This is a genomic window from Pseudoalteromonas aquimarina (assembly GCF_049257255.1).
GTDB lineage: Bacteria > Pseudomonadota > Gammaproteobacteria > Enterobacterales > Alteromonadaceae > Pseudoalteromonas.
On sequence record NZ_JBMMUG010000003.1, the window covers coordinates 539,057 to 556,558 of the forward strand.

General features: G+C 41.1%; 15 protein-coding genes. 10 read left to right on the top strand and 5 right to left on the bottom strand.

Going from position 1 to position 17,502, the window contains the following annotated elements:
• Genes mobA through AAEU29_RS10420 form a run of 8 tightly spaced genes read left to right on the top strand, consistent with a single transcriptional unit; the run spans position 1 to position 4,317 of the window.
• Positions 1–543: a molybdenum cofactor guanylyltransferase gene (gene mobA / locus AAEU29_RS10385; RefSeq protein WP_421973260.1), complete on the top strand. Its 543-nt coding sequence runs from the start codon at positions 1–3 to the stop codon at positions 541–543.
• Positions 544–551: 8 nt separating this feature from the next.
• Positions 552–1,097: a molybdenum cofactor biosynthesis protein B gene (moaB, locus tag AAEU29_RS10390; RefSeq protein WP_421973261.1), complete on the top strand. Its 546-nt coding sequence runs from the start codon at positions 552–554 to the stop codon at positions 1,095–1,097.
• Position 1,098: 1 nt separating this feature from the next.
• Positions 1,099–1,596: a cyclic pyranopterin monophosphate synthase MoaC gene (gene moaC, locus AAEU29_RS10395; protein WP_421973262.1), complete on the top strand. Its 498-nt coding sequence runs from the start codon at positions 1,099–1,101 to the stop codon at positions 1,594–1,596.
• Positions 1,597–1,639: 43 nt separating this feature from the next.
• Positions 1,640–1,852 carry a MoaD/ThiS family protein gene (locus tag AAEU29_RS10400; protein ID WP_421973263.1) on the top strand — a complete coding sequence of 71 codons (213 nt, stop codon included), beginning with the start codon at positions 1,640–1,642 and terminating at the stop codon, positions 1,850–1,852.
• Position 1,853: 1 nt separating this feature from the next.
• Complete coding sequence (gene moaE / locus AAEU29_RS10405; RefSeq protein WP_421973264.1) at positions 1,854–2,300, top strand: molybdopterin synthase catalytic subunit MoaE; 447 nt, start codon at positions 1,854–1,856, stop codon at positions 2,298–2,300.
• An 18-nt stretch (positions 2,301–2,318) separates the two neighbouring features.
• The gene (modA, locus tag AAEU29_RS10410; RefSeq protein ID WP_421973265.1) at positions 2,319–3,032 is read left to right on the top strand and encodes a molybdate ABC transporter substrate-binding protein; all 714 of its coding nucleotides are present in this window, start codon (positions 2,319–2,321) and stop codon (positions 3,030–3,032) included.
• Complete coding sequence (gene modB, locus AAEU29_RS10415) at positions 3,032–3,709, top strand: molybdate ABC transporter permease subunit (RefSeq protein WP_421973266.1); 678 nt, start codon at positions 3,032–3,034, stop codon at positions 3,707–3,709. Before modA ends, modB begins: the two co-directional genes overlap by 1 nt.
• On the top strand, positions 3,703–4,317 hold the full coding sequence (locus AAEU29_RS10420; RefSeq protein WP_421973267.1) for an ATP-binding cassette domain-containing protein: 615 nt from the start codon (positions 3,703–3,705) through the stop codon (positions 4,315–4,317). The genes modB and AAEU29_RS10420 overlap by 7 nt, the downstream gene beginning before the upstream one ends.
• Positions 4,318–4,483: 166 nt before the next feature.
• On the opposite strand, the gene nrdD is transcribed toward AAEU29_RS10420, so the two are convergent.
• The 4 genes from nrdD to narL form a co-directional block, all read right to left on the bottom strand.
• The gene (nrdD, locus tag AAEU29_RS10425) at positions 4,484–6,265 is read right to left on the bottom strand and encodes an anaerobic ribonucleoside-triphosphate reductase (protein WP_421973268.1); all 1,782 of its coding nucleotides are present in this window, start codon (positions 6,263–6,265) and stop codon (positions 4,484–4,486) included.
• A 2-nt stretch (positions 6,266–6,267) separates the two neighbouring features.
• Positions 6,268–6,723 (bottom strand): anaerobic ribonucleoside-triphosphate reductase activating protein, encoded by a 456-nt coding sequence (nrdG, locus tag AAEU29_RS10430; RefSeq protein WP_421973269.1) that lies wholly within the window; start codon positions 6,721–6,723, stop codon positions 6,268–6,270.
• A 183-nt stretch (positions 6,724–6,906) separates the two neighbouring features.
• Positions 6,907–8,136 carry a molybdopterin molybdotransferase MoeA gene (gene moeA, locus AAEU29_RS10435; protein WP_421973270.1) on the bottom strand — a complete coding sequence of 410 codons (1,230 nt, stop codon included), beginning with the start codon at positions 8,134–8,136 and terminating at the stop codon, positions 6,907–6,909.
• Between the two features lie 10 nt (positions 8,137–8,146).
• Positions 8,147–8,791, bottom strand: a complete 645-nt coding sequence (narL, locus tag AAEU29_RS10440; protein WP_372768628.1) for a two-component system response regulator NarL — start codon at positions 8,789–8,791, stop codon at positions 8,147–8,149.
• 352 nt (positions 8,792–9,143) lie between these two features.
• On the opposite strand from narL, the gene AAEU29_RS10445 reads away from it, so the two are divergent.
• The gene (locus tag AAEU29_RS10445; protein WP_372768626.1) at positions 9,144–10,748 is read left to right on the top strand and encodes an MFS transporter; all 1,605 of its coding nucleotides are present in this window, start codon (positions 9,144–9,146) and stop codon (positions 10,746–10,748) included.
• An 882-nt stretch (positions 10,749–11,630) separates the two neighbouring features.
• Here the strand turns inward: AAEU29_RS10445 and AAEU29_RS10450 are convergent.
• Positions 11,631–13,481, bottom strand: coding sequence for a histidine kinase (locus tag AAEU29_RS10450; RefSeq protein ID WP_421973271.1), 1,851 nt, complete (start codon positions 13,479–13,481; stop codon positions 11,631–11,633).
• Between the two features lie 289 nt (positions 13,482–13,770).
• Between AAEU29_RS10450 and AAEU29_RS10455 the strand changes: the two genes are divergently transcribed.
• Positions 13,771–17,496 (top strand): nitrate reductase subunit alpha, encoded by a 3,726-nt coding sequence (locus AAEU29_RS10455; protein ID WP_421973272.1) that lies wholly within the window; start codon positions 13,771–13,773, stop codon positions 17,494–17,496.
• Positions 17,497–17,502 lie beyond the last annotated feature (6 nt).

The window sequence follows — 17,502 nt, forward strand, 5'->3', positions numbered from 1 at the left end:
ATGGAGATAGTTGGTTTAGTGTTAGCTGGTGGCAAGTCTTCACGAATGGGGCAAGATAAGGCCGAATTACGCTTTGGTGATCAAAATCTATTGGACCATGCCATTGAAACGCTGAGTGATTCTCTGTGTCAGCGAGTGTTAGTGAGCCGTAACAAAGGTAATGCTATTAAAGATCGATTTATTGGCCTCGGACCTTTGGCAGGCATTGATGCTGCAGTCGTTGGACTCAACAATGGCATTTGGCTCAGTGTATTGCCAGTAGATATGCCTCTTGTCAATTCTGCACATCTGATCGCATTGCAACACTATTCATTGAAACAGCAGCAAGCCTGTTATTTTGAGGGTTTTATGCTGCCATGTGTGCTGCAAATAAATAATGCGTTGCGCGTTTATTTAGCAAATAGTTTAAGCAAGCAAAAATCACTTTCGCTGCGAGCATTACTCAAGGCTCTTAATGCAAAGCCCCTAGCATCAATCAGACCCGATTTACTTATTAACACCAACACGCCAGAGCAATGGCGGAGTTTAGAGACAACATTGTAGGAATTATTATGGGACATAAAACACCAGCCCCTTTTCAAGCGTTAAATATTGCAGTTTTGACGGTGTCAGATACACGTGATGAAAGCAGTGATACGTCTGGCCGCTATCTAGTTGACGGTATTGAAACAGCAGGGCATATACTCGCAGATAAGCAAATTGTGATTGATGATATTTATAAGATCCGTGCAGTAGTATCACAGTGGATTGCCAGTGATAAGGTGCAAGCAATTGTGATCACTGGTGGCACAGGCTTTACTGCACGCGATTCAACGCCGGAAGCATTGGCACCATTATTTGACAAAGAAGTTGATGGCTTTGGGGAACTGTTTCGTCAAATTTCATATCAGCAAATTGGCACATCGACCATTCAATCAAGAGCGGTTGCGGGGTTTGCCAATGGTACGGTGATTTTCGCCATGCCAGGTTCTACTAATGCCTGCAAAACTGCATGGCAAAGCATTATTGTTGAACAATTAGATGCATCTCATCGGCCATGTAATTTTGTGCCGCAATTAAAGCAAACACAAAGCGCACAGTGTCAATCGCGAGGCTAATATGACGTCATTTACACATGTTGATGAACAGGGGGCTGCGAGCATGGTTGATGTTAGTGAAAAAACACCATCAACACGAGTTGCGAATGCCTATGCCCGTATATCTATGGATCAGACCACTTTTGATTTATTAGTGGCTAACGCTAATGCAAAGGGAGATGTCTTGCAAGTTGCACGGATTGCAGGAATTCAAGCAGCGAAACGCTGTGCTGACTTAATTCCACTATGTCACCCTTTGTTGCTTAGTAAAGTTCAGGTTGATCTAGAGTGTGATGCCGCGCTTTGCTGTGTACATATCAAAGCGATGGTGAAATTGACTGGCCAAACTGGGGTTGAAATGGAGGCGCTCACAGCGGTCAATATTGCGGCACTCACTGTTTTTGATATGTGTAAAGCAAGCGACCCTGAAATGGTCATTAGCCATTGTCATGTAAGCCATAAAGAAGGTGGTAAAAGTGGTGATTTTAGTCATTCGCAACACCATGCTTTAACTGTTTAGGAGGCGTTAAATGAAAATTTTATTTTTTGGTCGGTTACGGGAAATGTTGAACTGTAGTGAACTCGAAATACATGATATTGAAATTCAAACACTTGCTCAACTACGCATGCTGTTGGCCGAACGCGGCGAAAAATGGCAAGAGTTCTTGTTAAAAGGCAATGCTCTGGCTGCGATAAATCAAGCAATGGCACTGGAAACAGATACTGTAACGACCTCTGATGAGGTGGCGTTTTTCCCACCGGTAACGGGAGGCTAATATGATAAGAATACAACATCAAGATTTTGACTTAAATGCACTTTATACAGATTTAAAACAGCATAATTTGCATGCTGGCGCAATTGTCACATTTACTGGATTGGTACGTGATTTTAATCAAGGCAATGATGTAACGGGACTATTTTTAGAACATTATCCAGGTATGACAGAGCGTACCCTTGAGGCGATTATTGAACAAGCCAAAGAACGGTTTTTTGTTGATCGTGTGGATGTTATTCATCGAGTTGGTCAGTTGAGTTTGGGCGATCAAATTGTCTATGTAGGCGTCTCTAGTCAACACCGAGAAGAAGCGTTTGATTGTGCTCAATATGTGATGGATTACCTTAAAAAACAGGCCCCTTTTTGGAAAAAGGAAACCACAACACACGCGGATGTATGGTTAACACCAGCAGACAAAGATCAAACGGCTTATTTAAACTGGGAGTAGCTTGAGGTGCGGTTTTGCTTGCAGCTTTATTTTATATGTGTGTTATTTGCAGCGGGCACAGCAGACGCGCAGCCTTTGCGAATTGCGGTGGCTAGTAATTTTAAAGCCCCTTTACAGCAAGTTGTCAGTGAATTTGAAAAGATTTATCAAATAAAGGTATCTTTATCTTCAGCTTCTTCCGGAGTGCTTTATCAACAAATTAGCCATGGTGCACCATTTGATCTATTTCTTTCGGCAGACGAATATCGCCCTAGCAAATTAATCGAGTATGGATTGGCTATTGCAGCCAGTAAACGCGTGTATGCGATAGGTGAATTGGCATTTTATTCTCCCAATCAATATACCAGTCTGTCACAGCTAAACAATGACGAGACGCTTGTTTTAGCAATCGCGAATGGTAAGCATGCACCTTATGGCATTGCCACACAGGCGTATTTAGAAAAGTACTTTGAAACGCTTTCAGTTAAAACCGTGACGACGAATAACATTGCTCAAACGTTTCAGGTCGTGCACTCAGGCAATGCGAAAGCAGGGTTTGTCGCTTTAAGTCATTTACTGGCGCACAATGTAGCAAAATCAGATTATCAAATACTGAATACTAAAGAGTCATCTATAGCGCAATATGCGGTTGTTATTTCAGCTTCAAGACAGCAAGATAAAGCGCAGCAATTTCTTAGTTATTTAAGTTCCGTCTCTGTACAGCAACAATTGTCGCGCTGGGGATACCATTAATGGTGATGATATCAAACAGCGAAATAATGGCATTTTGGTTGACGGTGAAACTTGCCCTGAGCACCATGGCGATTCTACTGCTTATCGGTATCCCTTTGGCGTGGTGGCTAAGCCAAAGTCGTTCTTTTATTGCGCGTATTATCGAGTCTTTAGTGGCGCTGCCGATTGTATTACCGCCCACTGTTTTGGGCTTTTATTTATTAATTGCGTTTTCACCACAGACGTTTATCGGTGGTTGGTTTGAAACCGTAACTAACCAACAACTGGCATTTTCCTTTTGGGGGATTTTAGTTGGCTCGCTGATCTATTCATTGCCTTTTGTAATACAGCCATTACAGTCAACATTTTCCGATATGGACCACCAGTTACTCGAAACGGCGTACTCATTGGGTGCATCCAAGTGGGATAGTTTTATTAACATTGTCTTGCCTATTTCTCGTAATGGCATTATCAGCGCAGGTTTATTATGTTTTGCCCATACGGTGGGAGAATTTGGTGTGATCTTAATGATTGGTGGCAATATTCCTGGGGAAACTCAAGTACTTTCCATTGCACTATTTGATGCAGTTGAATCAATGGAATATGACAAAGCACATACTATTTCTGCAGGTTTATTGGTTTTTGCTGTGTTTAGTCTAGCTGTAATTAATTATTTAAAAAGGCCGCGACGATGTTAACTGTGAATGCTGAAATTGTTCTTGCACAACGTCATTTTCGTTATCAGATAGCGACTAAACCTGAAAGTCAATGCATTGGTATTGTTGGCGGATCAGGATGTGGTAAGTCGACATTATTTAAGATAATTGCGGGGTTTGCGCCGGAGGCGAAAGGGAGCATACAAGTAAAAAATAAAACGTTACAGGACGCCAGCATATGGTTAACGCCTCAACAGCGAAATATTGGCTATGTGTTTCAAAATGCACGACTGTTCCCGCATTTAAATGTGGAACAAAACCTGGTGTTTGCATATAAACGAGCGACACAAGGTATGTTCTCATTTGAACAGGTAGTCTCAACTATGCAGCTAAAACCTTTGCTAGCAAGAAAAACACAGTTTTTATCAGGAGGGGAACAACAACGAGTGGCTATTGCCAGAGCAATCTTGAGCAGTCCGCAACTACTTTTACTTGATGAACCGCTGACAGGTATTGATAAAAATCAAAAATTGCAATTGCTTGATTATTTAAAACAAATAAAACAAGAATATACGATCCCCATGTTGATGATCTCGCATAATCAAGATGAGTTATGCCAACTCGCAGAAGAGATTATCGCCGTTGATTAGTTGTTGTTATCGCTTTTGTCGTTGAGATTTTGATGAGCTTTAATGACATTACACAAGGGATAAAATTGTTTTTACCTCTAGACCGCCTGCTTGAAATTTTAGTCGGAAACTGAAAAGTAAACTCTTAAATCATAGGGAACATCAGTTCCCTATATACGAAAGAGAATTAAGCTGGTTGCTTGTGGTAATGCCGTTTGGCATGCTCAACACGGCGACCTTTACTAAAGGCTGTTACAGGCTTTAAATAGCCGATAACCCGAGTTGCATAGTCGATTTCAAGGCTACCGCATGCACTGCAATGTTGTTGAGTTTGTTTATCAATATGGCCGCAATCATGACACAGCGTACTTTTGACATTAATACAAAAATAATTACACCCTGTTTTGGCAGCAATATTGAGTAGTTGTAAATAAGCGGGTGCGCTGAGGTGTTCGTCTAAATTAAGATGTAGAGCACTACCGCCATCAAGGTATTGGGTGAATTGCGTACCATGAAGCATTAGTTTATCTAAATGGGTACAGTGTTCATCCTCAACTAGATAAAAATAGCTGTTATAGCAATCCCGAGGCACACTTAGCTGACTTTGTTTATCCCATTTTGCATTCTTTACGCCTAAATTCTCCGCGGGTACAAATTCAGTGTTAAACAAATAGCCATATTGTTGTTTAGCCTGTTGGTTAGCATCAAAAATAGTTTTTAGTTGTTGGTTTATAAATTTTTGATAATCTGAATTATTGCTCACTTCAATGCCGAGGAATTCAGCGGCTTCAGCCATACCATTGACACCTATGGTTAAAAACTGTTTATCCAGTTGTATAAACCCTGCATCATAAACTGTGAGTAGGCCTGCAGCTAGATACTCTTCCATCACTTTTCGGTAGGCAACTTGGTATTTATGAATTTTTTCAACTTGTTGCTTTAAGTCGTGACCACACTGTATCAAGCGGTTCATATTTAAAGTAATCACATTGATTGAACCCGTGGCGACACCGCCCGCTCCAAGCGAATAAGAGAAGGTGTTATTAACCATTTCATTACGTAATCGACAGCAAGATGCCAAAGAGTCTGCGCTGGTAGATAGATAAGTGAAAAAGCTGTTGCCATTTGCGAGCTGTTTGGCAATCTGGCAGGCGAATTGTTGATCTTTCACTTTCGTCTCATCACTGAGCATGGCGACGGTCACCACCGGGAAGGTCAATAATGCGCGTTCGCGCTCTGTGTTAAACCAATCAAGAAAATACCATTGTAATTGTTCAACACTATGCCAATTAGGTTTGCTAAAATCAGGGAAGACAAAATCAGCAAAAATACTGTGAAAGTAGTGTTGATCATAAATACTAATATTCCAAAATACACTTTGATAGCCCCGTGCTGCCGCCGGTTGGTTAAGAGCGTATACCACATGCTGTAAATGATTGGCGATTTGCGAAGTATGCGTATTTAAATAATCATCGCCATAATCTTTACGGGCAAAATAATCGAAGTAAGTTAAAAACTCTACCGTGGCGACGGCACCAGCAAATTGACTGCTTATAGCAAATACGAGATTAACAAAACTGCCGCAAAAACTTTCAATATGTTTTGGCGCTTTTGATTCGCCGCCTAATTTGGTTAATCCATCTAATAAGAAGGGGTACATGCTGAGGCTAACACAGTATGGTTTGAGGCTAGTTTCATCATGCACATAGATCTCGTGAGCTTCAATCTGTCGAATATATTCATGCGCTAACTCATGATCAAATAGTTCAGCAATTTTGTTATACATTACCTTACGGTTAATCTGAATAAAGCAGTCTTTCATCATTTCGGCTTCGAGTGTGGCTAAGTTTTTGCTGGTGACATTGGCATTGGCATCAAATTGTGTACCATCAGCTGGCGTACAAGCCGCTTTATATTCGTCTATAAAATTAAGCTTTTGTTTGATTTGTTGATGATTAAGAGTGAGCACAGTTAATTCCTTCTAAAAACATGAGTTAAATCAGAATGGGTGTTTAAATCGAAAAATCGTTGGTTGCTTCGTGGGCTGTCTAAGCCTCCTAATTTCGCTTGCCAGCTGCCGGTTTTGAGATAATCCAGTTGGTTTATTAAGGCTTGTGATAACAGACATTGACTGAGCCCGGTGTATAGGCAAGTTTTAAGCTTGGCGTGTCGAATACGTTGCAAATACTCAATAAGTTGTTGTTCATGCCATTCGCCACCTAAAAAACAGACACACGAGATATAGTCGCGATATTGGTTTAGATAATGTTCGAGCAAAGTTACTGTTAGGGCTTTGCCAGCCTTGCTGTTCCATGTTTCGGCACTATGACAACCCTTACAAGCGAGTGGACAGCCGACAATGGAAAAAACCAGGCTGAATTCGTTTGGCACTTCTTGCCATGTGGTCTGAATATTAGAATATCGCATACTATATATGGTGTTGTTTTTTTATATTTTGTCTATATATAGTGTTTTAATATTTTTGGAGTTAAGTTGATTTGATCTAGATCAAGCTAATGTTTGTGTTACCTCTTGATGGGTAGAGTGGAAAAGACGAAAAAAATGCACCGCGAAGGGTGCATTTTTAGCAAATATTATTTGAGCTATGCCTTAAAACAGAGCGATGGTGACTGTATCGCCTATTGCGGCACCGTTTGAGTTTTCTTCTAGCAACACGTAGCAATTGGCCCGCGACATTGAGGAAAGAATGCCAGATCCTTGCGCACCAACAGAAACCACCTGCCACTTGCCGTCTTGCTCGGTGGCAATGGCGCGCTGAAATTCAAATCGACCTGGACGCTTTTTAAAATCACTGGTTGCGGTAGCGAGAAGTTTGGTTTGTGATTTTGCTTGTGTGCCCATTAAGGTTTGAATAAATGGTAAAGCCAGCTGCTCGAAGGTTACAGTGGCAGAAACAGGGTTACCCGGTAAGCCGATAAAGTGACTATTGGCAAGCTGGCCATAAGCAAAGGGTTTGCCAGGCTTGATAGCCAGTTTCCAAAAGTTGATTTCACCCAGTTCGTTAAGAATATCTTTGATAAAGTCTGCTTCACCGACTGATACACCTCCTGAAGAAATCACTACATCGGCTACTTCATCAGCATGCCAGAAGGCTTCACGGATCGCTTCTTTACTATCTTTGATTATGCCAAGGTCAACGATGTTAACCGGAAGCTGCTGTAGGTAAGCAATTAATGTATGGCGATTTGACTCATAAATTTGACCGGGCGAAAGTGTATCGCCGGGTGATACCAGTTCATCACCAGTCGATAATACAGCAACCGTAATTTTTTGATAAACCGTTATTTGGTGAATCCCCAAAGAGGCGAGTAAACCGATGTCCGCTGCTTTTAGAGTATGGCCTTGGTTTAATATTGTTTGGCCCAGTGCTATATCTTCGGCACATTGTCGAACATTTGCACCGAGTTTTAACTTATGCGCATCCTTGATACTGATGACATTATCTGTTGCACAGGTCATTTCCTGCATCACCACCGTATCGACCGAACTTGGTATTGGCGCACCCGTCATAATACGAATACATTCGCCATGGTTGATTCTATTGCTGTAAGGATGGCCAGCGAGTGCAGTACCAACAAGTGTTAAATTCTGATGCTCAGCTAAATCGTTAAACTTAAATGCATAGCCATCCATTGCAGAGTTATTATGTGGTGGCACATTGACTGGTGAAATTACTGCTTGGCTGAGTATTCTCCCGGTTGCTTGCAGCAGTGGTATGGTTTCACTTGCTAAAGAGCATTGTGCATGTGCTATTAAGTTTGCATAAGCCGTAGTGAATGGAAGCAAATGTTGTTGATAACTATCGCAATCGCAACTCATATTGAGACCTCTATTTTTGTAAATCGACCATCCACACAGCGGCTTCGATACGCGAGCGGAAATTTAATTTTTTAAGTAGATGTTTAACATGCACTTTCACTGTGCCATCAGAGATATCAAGTTCTCTGGCAATTAATTTATTGCTCAGACCTTTTGCAATGAGTTTTAGAATTTCTAATTCACGGCTGGTCAGGCTGTTTAGCGGATTGTCTTTTGGTTTGTCTGGTTTACGCAATGCGGTTGCTAGCGCTTCTGTTAAGGTTGGACTTATCGCCATTTTACCGGTGACAGCCATTTTAATATTGTGGACAATATCTTCTGGCTCCATATCTTTTAACAAATAACCATCAGCACCATTTGAAATTGCAGTGACGACATCTTCGTCATTGTCTGAAACAGTTAGCATAATAATGCGCGAGGTAATTTCTAATTTACGCATTTCTTTCACAGTTTCGAGGCCATCAATTCCTTGCATATTAAGATCTAAAATAATCAGGTCAGGTTCGAGTTCTGCGGCAAGTGATATTGCGTCACGGCCATTGCTTGCTTCACCGATAACTTCTATTTCATCTTCTAGCTCAATAAGTTGGCGTAGACCTTTGCGAAATAATGGGTGGTCATCAACGATCATGATGCTTGCTGCTAGTTCACTCATAATTGCCCCTTGTGAGTTCGATTTATTATTGTTGTTATTCGTTTAATAGGTTGTTGCGTTTATTTTCGCGCTAAATGTACTGTAAAAATTGATTTAAATCATGATTAACTCAAATCAAATTTAGTTGATTATTTGCCAACTACCTACAAATAGGTAGTTTTAATTTCCTGTATAAACTGACTACTTAATTGAATTTATTGATTTTTTGCTTTTTGTTTGTGGAAGGGGAAGAGCTATGTCGGTTATTGTATCTATTTCTGGGTAGGGGGGAGCTACCGCATTTAGTTAATTGTTCCAACCACGTTCAACAGACATAGTAGGCACAAATCCCAAGCTCTAAGGCATAAAAATTATGAGTGATCTAAAAAAGTGGGATCCCGAAAATGAACAATTTTGGGAATCCGAAGGAAAAAAAATAGCAAATAGAAACTTATGGATTTCGATCCCGAGTTTATTATGTGGTTTTGCCGTTTGGCTTTACTGGGGCATTATCACAGTACAAATGCTCAATTTAGGCTTTCCATTTGCCAAACCTGATTTATTTAGTCTGATGGCGATTGCTGGTCTCACTGGTGCGACTCTGAGGATCCCCAGCAGCTTCTTTATTCGTTTATGTGGTGGGCGAAATACCATCTTCTTTACCACTGCATTGTTAATGGTGCCAGCGATAGGTACAGGCATAGCATTACAAGACCAAAATACGCCGCTTTGGATGTTCCAACTATTAGCGTTGCTATCTGGTATTGGTGGCGGTAATTTTGCCGCATCTATGTCAAATATTAGCTTTTTCTATCCTAAAAAAGAGCAGGGACTGGCGCTTGGCTTAAATGCAGGGTTAGGTAATTTTGGCGTAACGACCATGCAAATCTTAGTGCCGCTGTTTATGACGTTTGGTATCTTTGGTGGCGAGTCAATGACTTTAGTTAATACCTCAGGTACGTTAATTGGTAAGATCCCTGCAGGTTCTGAAACCTATATTCATAACGCCGGTTTCTTATGGCTTATGTTCTTAATTCCGCTGTTCTTTTTAGGCTGGTTCGGTATGAATAATATTCGTACCAAAGAGGTGTCGCCTGATATTGGTAATCCGCTCTCAAGCTTTATGTTAATTTCAGTAATGTTGTTTATTGGTTTCGTTACCGCGGCATTCGGTCTATGGCTAATGTTACCTGAAGCGGCAAATGGTTCGGGCTTTGGTGTACCAAAAGAAATAGTATTGGTGCTAGTGGTTGCATCGACAGTATTCCTATTAAAAATGTTACCAGGACAAATTAATAAATCACTGACCCGTCAGTATCAAATTTTCAACAATAAACACACTTGGGTAATGAGTATTATTTATACCATGACGTTTGGTTCGTTTATTGGTTTTGCAGCGTCTTTCCCATTAGCAATTAAAGTTATCTTCGGCTACCAACACGTAATGGTTGATGGTGTGATGACTCACGATACGATCAATCCAAATGGCCCAAGTGCGCTGATGTATGCTTGGATGGGTCCGTTTATTGGTGCACTTATTCGTCCGCTAGGCGGTTGGATCTCGGATAAATTTGGTGGTGCACTGGTTACACAAATTTGTTCAGTTGTGATGGTAGGCAGTGCACTGGGTGTGGCTTACTACATGCAAGCAGCTTATCAATCGGCTACACCAGAAGAATTCTTCTTGCCATTCTTCTTATTGTTTTTATTACTGTTTGCTGCAACAGGTATCGGTAATGGTTCCACTTTCCGCACTATTGCAATGGTATTCCCGAAAGAGCAAGCAGGCCCTGTACTTGGTTGGACATCTGCAGTTGCAGCTTATGGCGCTTTCTATATTCCGAAAGTATTAGGTGAACAAATCAAAGCAACCACGCCAGAAGTTGCATTAGTTGGTTTCGCAATTTTCTACGCGGTATGTTTACTTATCAACTGGTGGTTCTACTTACGTAAAGATGGCGAGTTTTATAACCCTTAGTATCGTACGCAAACGGTTCATGGATGAACTCTCCCGAAAGGTAGTCATACCTAGAAGCAAAACCACTTAATTACTTAAGTGGTTTTTTTATCAGCTGGGATAAAGAGTGAATTGCATAAACTGGTATGTCCAATTGATAGAATGTTAATCTTATATTTCCAGTTCTAAATGAGTGAAGTGCCAATAAAGGTAATAGAATAAAGCCATAGCCCTTTAAGCTCTGGCCAAAATCACCTTTCTCTGCGTTGGTAATAACTTACTTAGATAACTAAACCTTATTAATTCATCTCTTAGCTTAATTATCAAATAAAAACCTACAGTTTTTATACCAATTCTGTTAAGTATGTGATCAGGGTTAGCGCTAGATAAATGAAATGATAATAAGGCGATTTTTTCTTATGTAGTTGCTCTACATTGATAAATACTAACGCAGTTAGCATGATATACCCAAGTCACCTGAAGATGCTTTATTTCAGCAAGAGATAAAAAGCATTTAGACAAGGCAATGATTGCAGGAAATGGTGTTCCCTTTTCAAAATCAATAAAGACAATGTGCTCCTGCATTGTCACCTTACCCTACATCCTTGTGGGGCAACGCGGTATAAATGCTTTTTAACCTTGCCCTTTAGGAGCTTCACCGCAAATTCAATCCTACGTTGTGTTAATTTGAATGGTACCTACATTCCTTGATTAACACGCCTTGACTTGAAAGCGCTGTGATAGCTCTGAAGCATGCATCTTCAGATGGCTTGGGTATATTTAGTCCGCTAGGATGAGCAGCTACTTAAGTGAATTGGTATTATCACCTAGCAAGGCTATAAATTTCAGTGCTAAGCACCTTGCTAGGTTACATTTGTTATTGAGCTTGTCTAATCAAATGATTTAAGCGGCATGAGCATTAAGGTAAGTAGGCTTAAAGCGGACATGAACTTCAGTACCGCCTTGTCCAACTTCGTTAATGTTGAATTCGCCATTTAAGGATGTGCTGCGCTCTCGCATAATGGCAAGACCGTAATGATTGATTTTCTGCGGATCATTACCAATACCTACACCATTGTCTTTGATTGCAAGTGATATTGTTTTATCCGCATTTTCAGCAATTGAGATTGATGCTTCAGTGCCTTTTGAATGGTATACCGAATTTTGTAACGCTTCTTTTGCCACCTGTAAAATATGGATCTCTTCGGTTGGAGAAAGTGGAATATTGCCAATCTGATAATCAAGGCTAAGGCGCATTGCAGTTCGTTGTTGCAGTAAATCAAGGGTATCACTCAATGCCTGCTGTAACCCTGAATCGGTGATTTGCAATCTAAATGTGGTGAGTAGTTCACGTAATTGACGATAGGCGGAGCTTAACCCTTCACGCAACTCAGCAATAATCTCTTGTAATGCCGCTTTGTCTACTTCTTTATCTACCCCTTTTTGAATTCGGGTTACTTGAATTTTAAGGTATGAAAGTGACTGAGCGAGGGAGTCGTGTAACTCTCGGGCAATAATTGAGCGTTCATTATGCAGCGCGATACGACGTTGTTGGTGGCTCTTTCCCTGCAAACTGAGCGCAAGAGTAATTTGATCCGCAACGGATTTAAATAACTGACTTTGCCATGGATCAAGCAATGCACCCTCTGGTAAGTTGACGACTAACACACCATATCTCAACGTGGGTGTTTGCAAAGGGAACTTAATTTGAATGGTTTTAGAGCTGTTGTCATAAACATATTGCCTTTCATGACAGGTTGCGCAATTCCCTTTAACACACGCACTTAATAATAATTGTTGTGGGCTAGATACTAGATGTTGAAATGGCACATCGCCTTCAGGAGTCAGCAAACATAAGTCTATGTCTGATATTTCACTAATATCAGCAAGTTGTTCAATAATCGGTTGAAACATCAATTCACCTGATGCAGATTGATTGGTTTGATTAGAAATATCAAACAATAACTCGATCATGTCTTTGCTACGTTTTAACTTTTTCGTCTTAGAGGCAATACGCTTTTCTAAATTGCCATACATGGTTTCAATGGTATCACTGGCTGCGTTGATAGTGTTGGCAAGCAAACCTAGCTCATCTTGTTGGTCAAGGTTAACGCGGTGAGAGAAATCACCTTGCGTGGACTTTTTTGCCACATTGGTAAGCTCTTTTAATGGTATTGAAATTTTGTAGTGAACAGAATAAAGGCAAATATAGATCAGGATTAAAGTTATAAACAGCGTGGTAATTTGCACGATGCGTAATAACTCCAAGCGGCTTTCGGCTTTTTGTTGATATAGGATCACCTGTTTATCAATTAAATCAACAAATGCTGTGGCGCGAAATAACAGCTTATCAATAGGGATTTGTTGTTGTATTGCTTGATTAAACAACGGGATAATTTCTTCCTGCCAAGTTGTTTTTATGGTGTTGTAGCCATGTTCAATAGCGATGTCTTTGTGTTGGGTAAACTCAATTTTTAAAATGCTATTATTCAGTTTTTTTTCAAAGCGCGAGATTGAATTGTGTATATGAGCGAGCTTCTCTTCACTCGGTAAGTTTTGATAATCGGCTATTTGGCTGGTTGTTTTGAAGGTTAACATGCGCATAGAACCAGATAGATTAATCGCAGCGCCATCAAACTCACTCAACTCCGAGATATAAACAGACGAAAAAATACTGATAAAGGCCATGGCAATCACGCTGGTCATAAGTGTGCTAATTCGAAAAACAATGGAACGTTTGGCTCGATTTAACATTTATTTCTTCTCTCTTTAAAAACTACCCCTTAAAACATCACTGTTACTATGTTCAATGCGTTTTTTTGGGTATGCATATCGCTGGAGCCCCTATTATAAGAGGTTCAATTTTTCACTCTATACCTATAAGGGGGTAGTTAGCAACCCTCTGCTAATTACCTCGTTTTGGCTTTTTGATCTATATCAATTTTATTACCTGCCGAGCTCTTATTATCTCTTTCAGCACTGGTTTTTTTGCTTGCTGTCACCAAGCGATAACGCCGTAAGAAAAGTAATGTAGGAGTGAAAAATGAGTCACTTTTTAGATAAAATGCAATTCTTTAAAACAAAAAAAGATGCATTTTCCAATACTCATGGTGTAACCACCAATGAAGATAGAAGCTGGGAAGATGGTTATCGCCGTCGTTGGCAGCATGACAAAATTGTACGTTCAACGCACGGTGTAAACTGTACAGGTTCATGTAGCTGGAAAATTTATGTAAAAGACGGGCTAGTAACATGGGAAACACAACAAACAGATTACCCTAGAACACGTCCCGACCTGCCTAATCATGAGCCAAGAGGTTGCCCTCGCGGGGCTAGTTATTCTTGGTATATTTACAGTGCCAATCGCTTAAAACACCCAAAAATTAGAAAACGCTTAATCAAATTATGGCGTGCCGCTAAGTTGCAGCACAAAGACCCTGTTGACGCATGGGCTTCAATTGTAGAAAACCCAGAAAAAGCGAAAGAATACAAACAACAACGTGGTCTTGGTGGGTTTATTCGAGCTGATTGGAATGAAGTTAATGAAATCATTGCGGCAGCGAATGTTTATACAGCAAAAACCTATGGCCCGGATCGTATTACAGGCTTCTCACCAATTCCAGCGATGTCGATGGTATCTTACGCGGCCGGTGCGCGTTACTTATCACTTATCGGTGGTAACTGTTTAAGTTTTTATGATTGGTACTGTGATTTACCGCCAGCATCACCACAAATCTGGGGCGAACAAACTGACGTACCAGAGTCGGCAGATTGGTATAACTCAAATTACATCTTAGCGTGGGGCTCAAATGTGCCACAAACGCGTACGCCTGACGCGCACTTCTTAACAGAAGTACGTTATAAAGGTACTAAAGTAGTGTCGATCACATCAGATTACTCTGAATTGTCGAAACTGACGGATCATTGGTTAGCACCTAAGCAAGGCACTGACTCTGCACTTGCGATGGCGTTTGCTCACGTTATTTTAAAAGAGTTCCATGTTAAGGGGCACAGTGAGTACTTTAGTGACTACGTGCGCTGTTATACTGACTTCCCAATGCTAGTTTTGCTAGATGAAACGGAAAATGGCTTAAGCCAAGGTCGTTTTTTAAGAGCGTCTGATCTATCCGATAACCTAGGTCAAGATAACAACCCAGAGTGGAAAACCATTGCTATTAACGAAACGGATGGTGAGCTGGTATCGCCAACGGGCTCTGTGGGTTATCGCTGGGGCGAAAAAGGTAAGTGGAACATTGATCAACTGGATGGTAAATCAGGCGAATCAGTACAGCTTAAAACCAGTCTAAAGTCTGGCCATGATGAAATTGTTGAAGTTAACTTCCCCTATTTTGGTGGCGCTGAACACGAGTTTGGTTACTTCCAAAATACCCAGCATGATGAAATATTAAAACGTAAAGTACCAGCTAAACGCATTTCGCTAGCAGATGGTTCAAGCGTATTAGTAACCACCGTATTTGATTTAACGGTAGCAAACTATGGTGTGGATAACGATTATGATGATCCCAATGTTGCGCTTACTTATGATGATGACATTCCTTATACACCAGCGTGGCAGGAACAAATCACCGGTGTACCGCGTGAAGACGTAATTAAGATTGCCCGTGAGTTTGCGCAAACTGCTGATAAAACACGTGGCCGTTCAATGATCATTGTCGGGGCTGCGTTAAATCACTGGTATCACATGGATATGAACTATCGCGGCCTAATTAACATGTTGATGTTATGTGGTTGTGTAGGTCAATCGGGTGGTGGTTGGGCGCACTACGTAGGTCAAGAAAAATTGCGTCCACAAACAGGTTGGCAGCCGTTAGCGTTTGCGCTTGATTGGCAGAAACCACCGCGTCATATGAACGGTACTTCGTTCTTCTACAATCACTCAAGCCAATGGCGTTACGAGAAACTACGCATGGAAGAAGTGTTATCGCCACTTGCCAATAAAGAGAAATGGACCGGCTCAATTATTGATTACAACACGCGTGCTGAGCGTATGGGTTGGTTACCATCGGCGCCACAGTTAGGTAAAAACCCGCTGAAAGTTTGTAAAGAAGCCCAAGCTGTTGGTATGTCACCAAAAGATTATGTGGTGAAAAGTTTAACCGAAGGCAGTTTGAACTTTGCTTGTGAAGAGCCAGAAAACCCTAAAAACTTCCCTCGCAATATGTTTATTTGGCGCTCAAACCTACTTGGTTCATCAGGTAAAGGCCATGAATACATGCTGCGTCACTTATTAGGTACAAAACATGGCTTAATGGGTAAAGATTTGGGCGAAGAAGGGGGTGTTAAACCGGAAGATGTGAAATGGGAAGATACACCTGCTGAAGGCAAGTTAGATTTACTCGTTACTCTTGATTTCCGTATGTCTACGACCTGTTTGTATTCAGATATCGTACTACCAACCGCAACTTGGTACGAAAAAGATGATATGAATACTTCGGATATGCACCCGTTTATTCATCCATTATCAAAAGCGATTGACCCAGTGTGGGAAGCGCGTTCGGATTGGGATATTTTCAAAGGGGTAGCGAAAAAATTCTCTGAATTGACAGAAGGTCATTTAGGAAAAGAAACGGATATCGTTACCTTACCAATACTGCATGATACTCCAGCCGAAATCGCACAGCCGTTTGGTGTGAAAAAATGGTGGAAAGGAGAATGTGAACTTATACCGGGTAAGACAGCGCCAAATATGATTGAAGTAGAACGCGATTATCCGAATACCTATAAGCGCTTTACCTCACTCGGTCCATTGCTTGAACAACAAGGCAACGGTGGCAAAGGCATTAGTTGGAATACCGATGAAGAAGTCGAGTTCCTAGGCAAACTAAACCAAGTTCATCGTGAAGAAGGTGCGCATAAAGGTCGTCCTAAAATTGAAACAGCGATTGATGCAGCTGAAGTTATTCTATCACTAGCACCAGAAACTAATGGGACTGTGGCGGTGAAAGCATGGGCTGCGTTAAGTGAATTTACAGGTAAAGATCATACCCACTTAGCTAAACCAAAGCAGGAAGAGAAAATTCGCTTCCGCGATATTCAAGCGCAACCACGCAAGATTATCTCTTCACCTACTTGGTCTGGTTTAGAAGATGAACACGTGTCGTATAACGCAGGTTATACCAATGTGCATGAGCTTATTCCTTGGCGCACAGTAACAGGTCGTCAGCAGTTCTATCAAGATCATGAGTGGATGCGCGACTTTGGTGAAACCATGTGTGTGTATAAGCCACCGATTAACTTAAAAACGGTGCAACCTATTATGAATCAAAAGCCTAATGGTAATAAGGAAATTGCACTGAACTGGATTACGCCACACCAAAAGTGGGGTATTCACAGTACTTATTCAGACAACTTACTGATGTTAACACTGAGCCGAGGTGGTCCGATTGTTTGGTTATCTGAAATAGACGCTGAAAAAGCAGAGATTAAAGATAATGATTGGATTGAAGTATTTAATGTTAACGGTGCAATAGCCGCAAGGGCGGTGGTGTCTCAACGCGTACCAGAAGGTATGAGCATGATGTATCACGCACAAGAGCGTATTGTGAATGTGCCTGGGGCAGAAACCACGCAAACTCGTGGTGGTATTCACAACTCAGTAACCCGTGCAGTAATGAAACCAACCCATATGATTGGTGGATATGCACAGCAGTCCTACGGCTTTAACTATTACGGTACGGTAGGCTGTAACCGCGATGAATTCGTTGTAGTACGTAAGATGAACAAAGTAGATTGGTTAGATACCGAATAAGGGGCA

Coding starts and splice junctions, on each gene's coding strand:
- mobA (WP_421973260.1), top strand. CDS start 1: ATGGAGATAGTTGGTTTAGTGTTAGCTGGTGGCAAGTCTTCACGAATG.
- moaB (WP_421973261.1), top strand. CDS start 552: ATGGGACATAAAACACCAGCCCCTTTTCAAGCGTTAAATATTGCAGTT.
- moaC (WP_421973262.1), top strand. CDS start 1,099: ATGACGTCATTTACACATGTTGATGAACAGGGGGCTGCGAGCATGGTT.
- AAEU29_RS10400 (WP_421973263.1), top strand. CDS start 1,640: ATGTTGAACTGTAGTGAACTCGAAATACATGATATTGAAATTCAAACA.
- moaE (WP_421973264.1), top strand. CDS start 1,854: ATGATAAGAATACAACATCAAGATTTTGACTTAAATGCACTTTATACA.
- modB (WP_421973266.1), top strand. CDS start 3,032: ATGGTGATGATATCAAACAGCGAAATAATGGCATTTTGGTTGACGGTG.
- AAEU29_RS10420 (WP_421973267.1), top strand. CDS start 3,703: ATGTTAACTGTGAATGCTGAAATTGTTCTTGCACAACGTCATTTTCGT.
- nrdG (WP_421973269.1), bottom strand. CDS start 6,723: ATGCGATATTCTAATATTCAGACCACATGGCAAGAAGTGCCAAACGAA.
- moeA (WP_421973270.1), bottom strand. CDS start 8,136: ATGAGTTGCGATTGCGATAGTTATCAACAACATTTGCTTCCATTCACT.
- narL (WP_372768628.1), bottom strand. CDS start 8,791: ATGAGTGAACTAGCAGCAAGCATCATGATCGTTGATGACCACCCATTA.
- AAEU29_RS10445 (WP_372768626.1), top strand. CDS start 9,144: ATGAGTGATCTAAAAAAGTGGGATCCCGAAAATGAACAATTTTGGGAA.
- AAEU29_RS10450 (WP_421973271.1), bottom strand. CDS start 13,481: ATGTTAAATCGAGCCAAACGTTCCATTGTTTTTCGAATTAGCACACTT.
- AAEU29_RS10455 (WP_421973272.1), top strand. CDS start 13,771: ATGAGTCACTTTTTAGATAAAATGCAATTCTTTAAAACAAAAAAAGAT.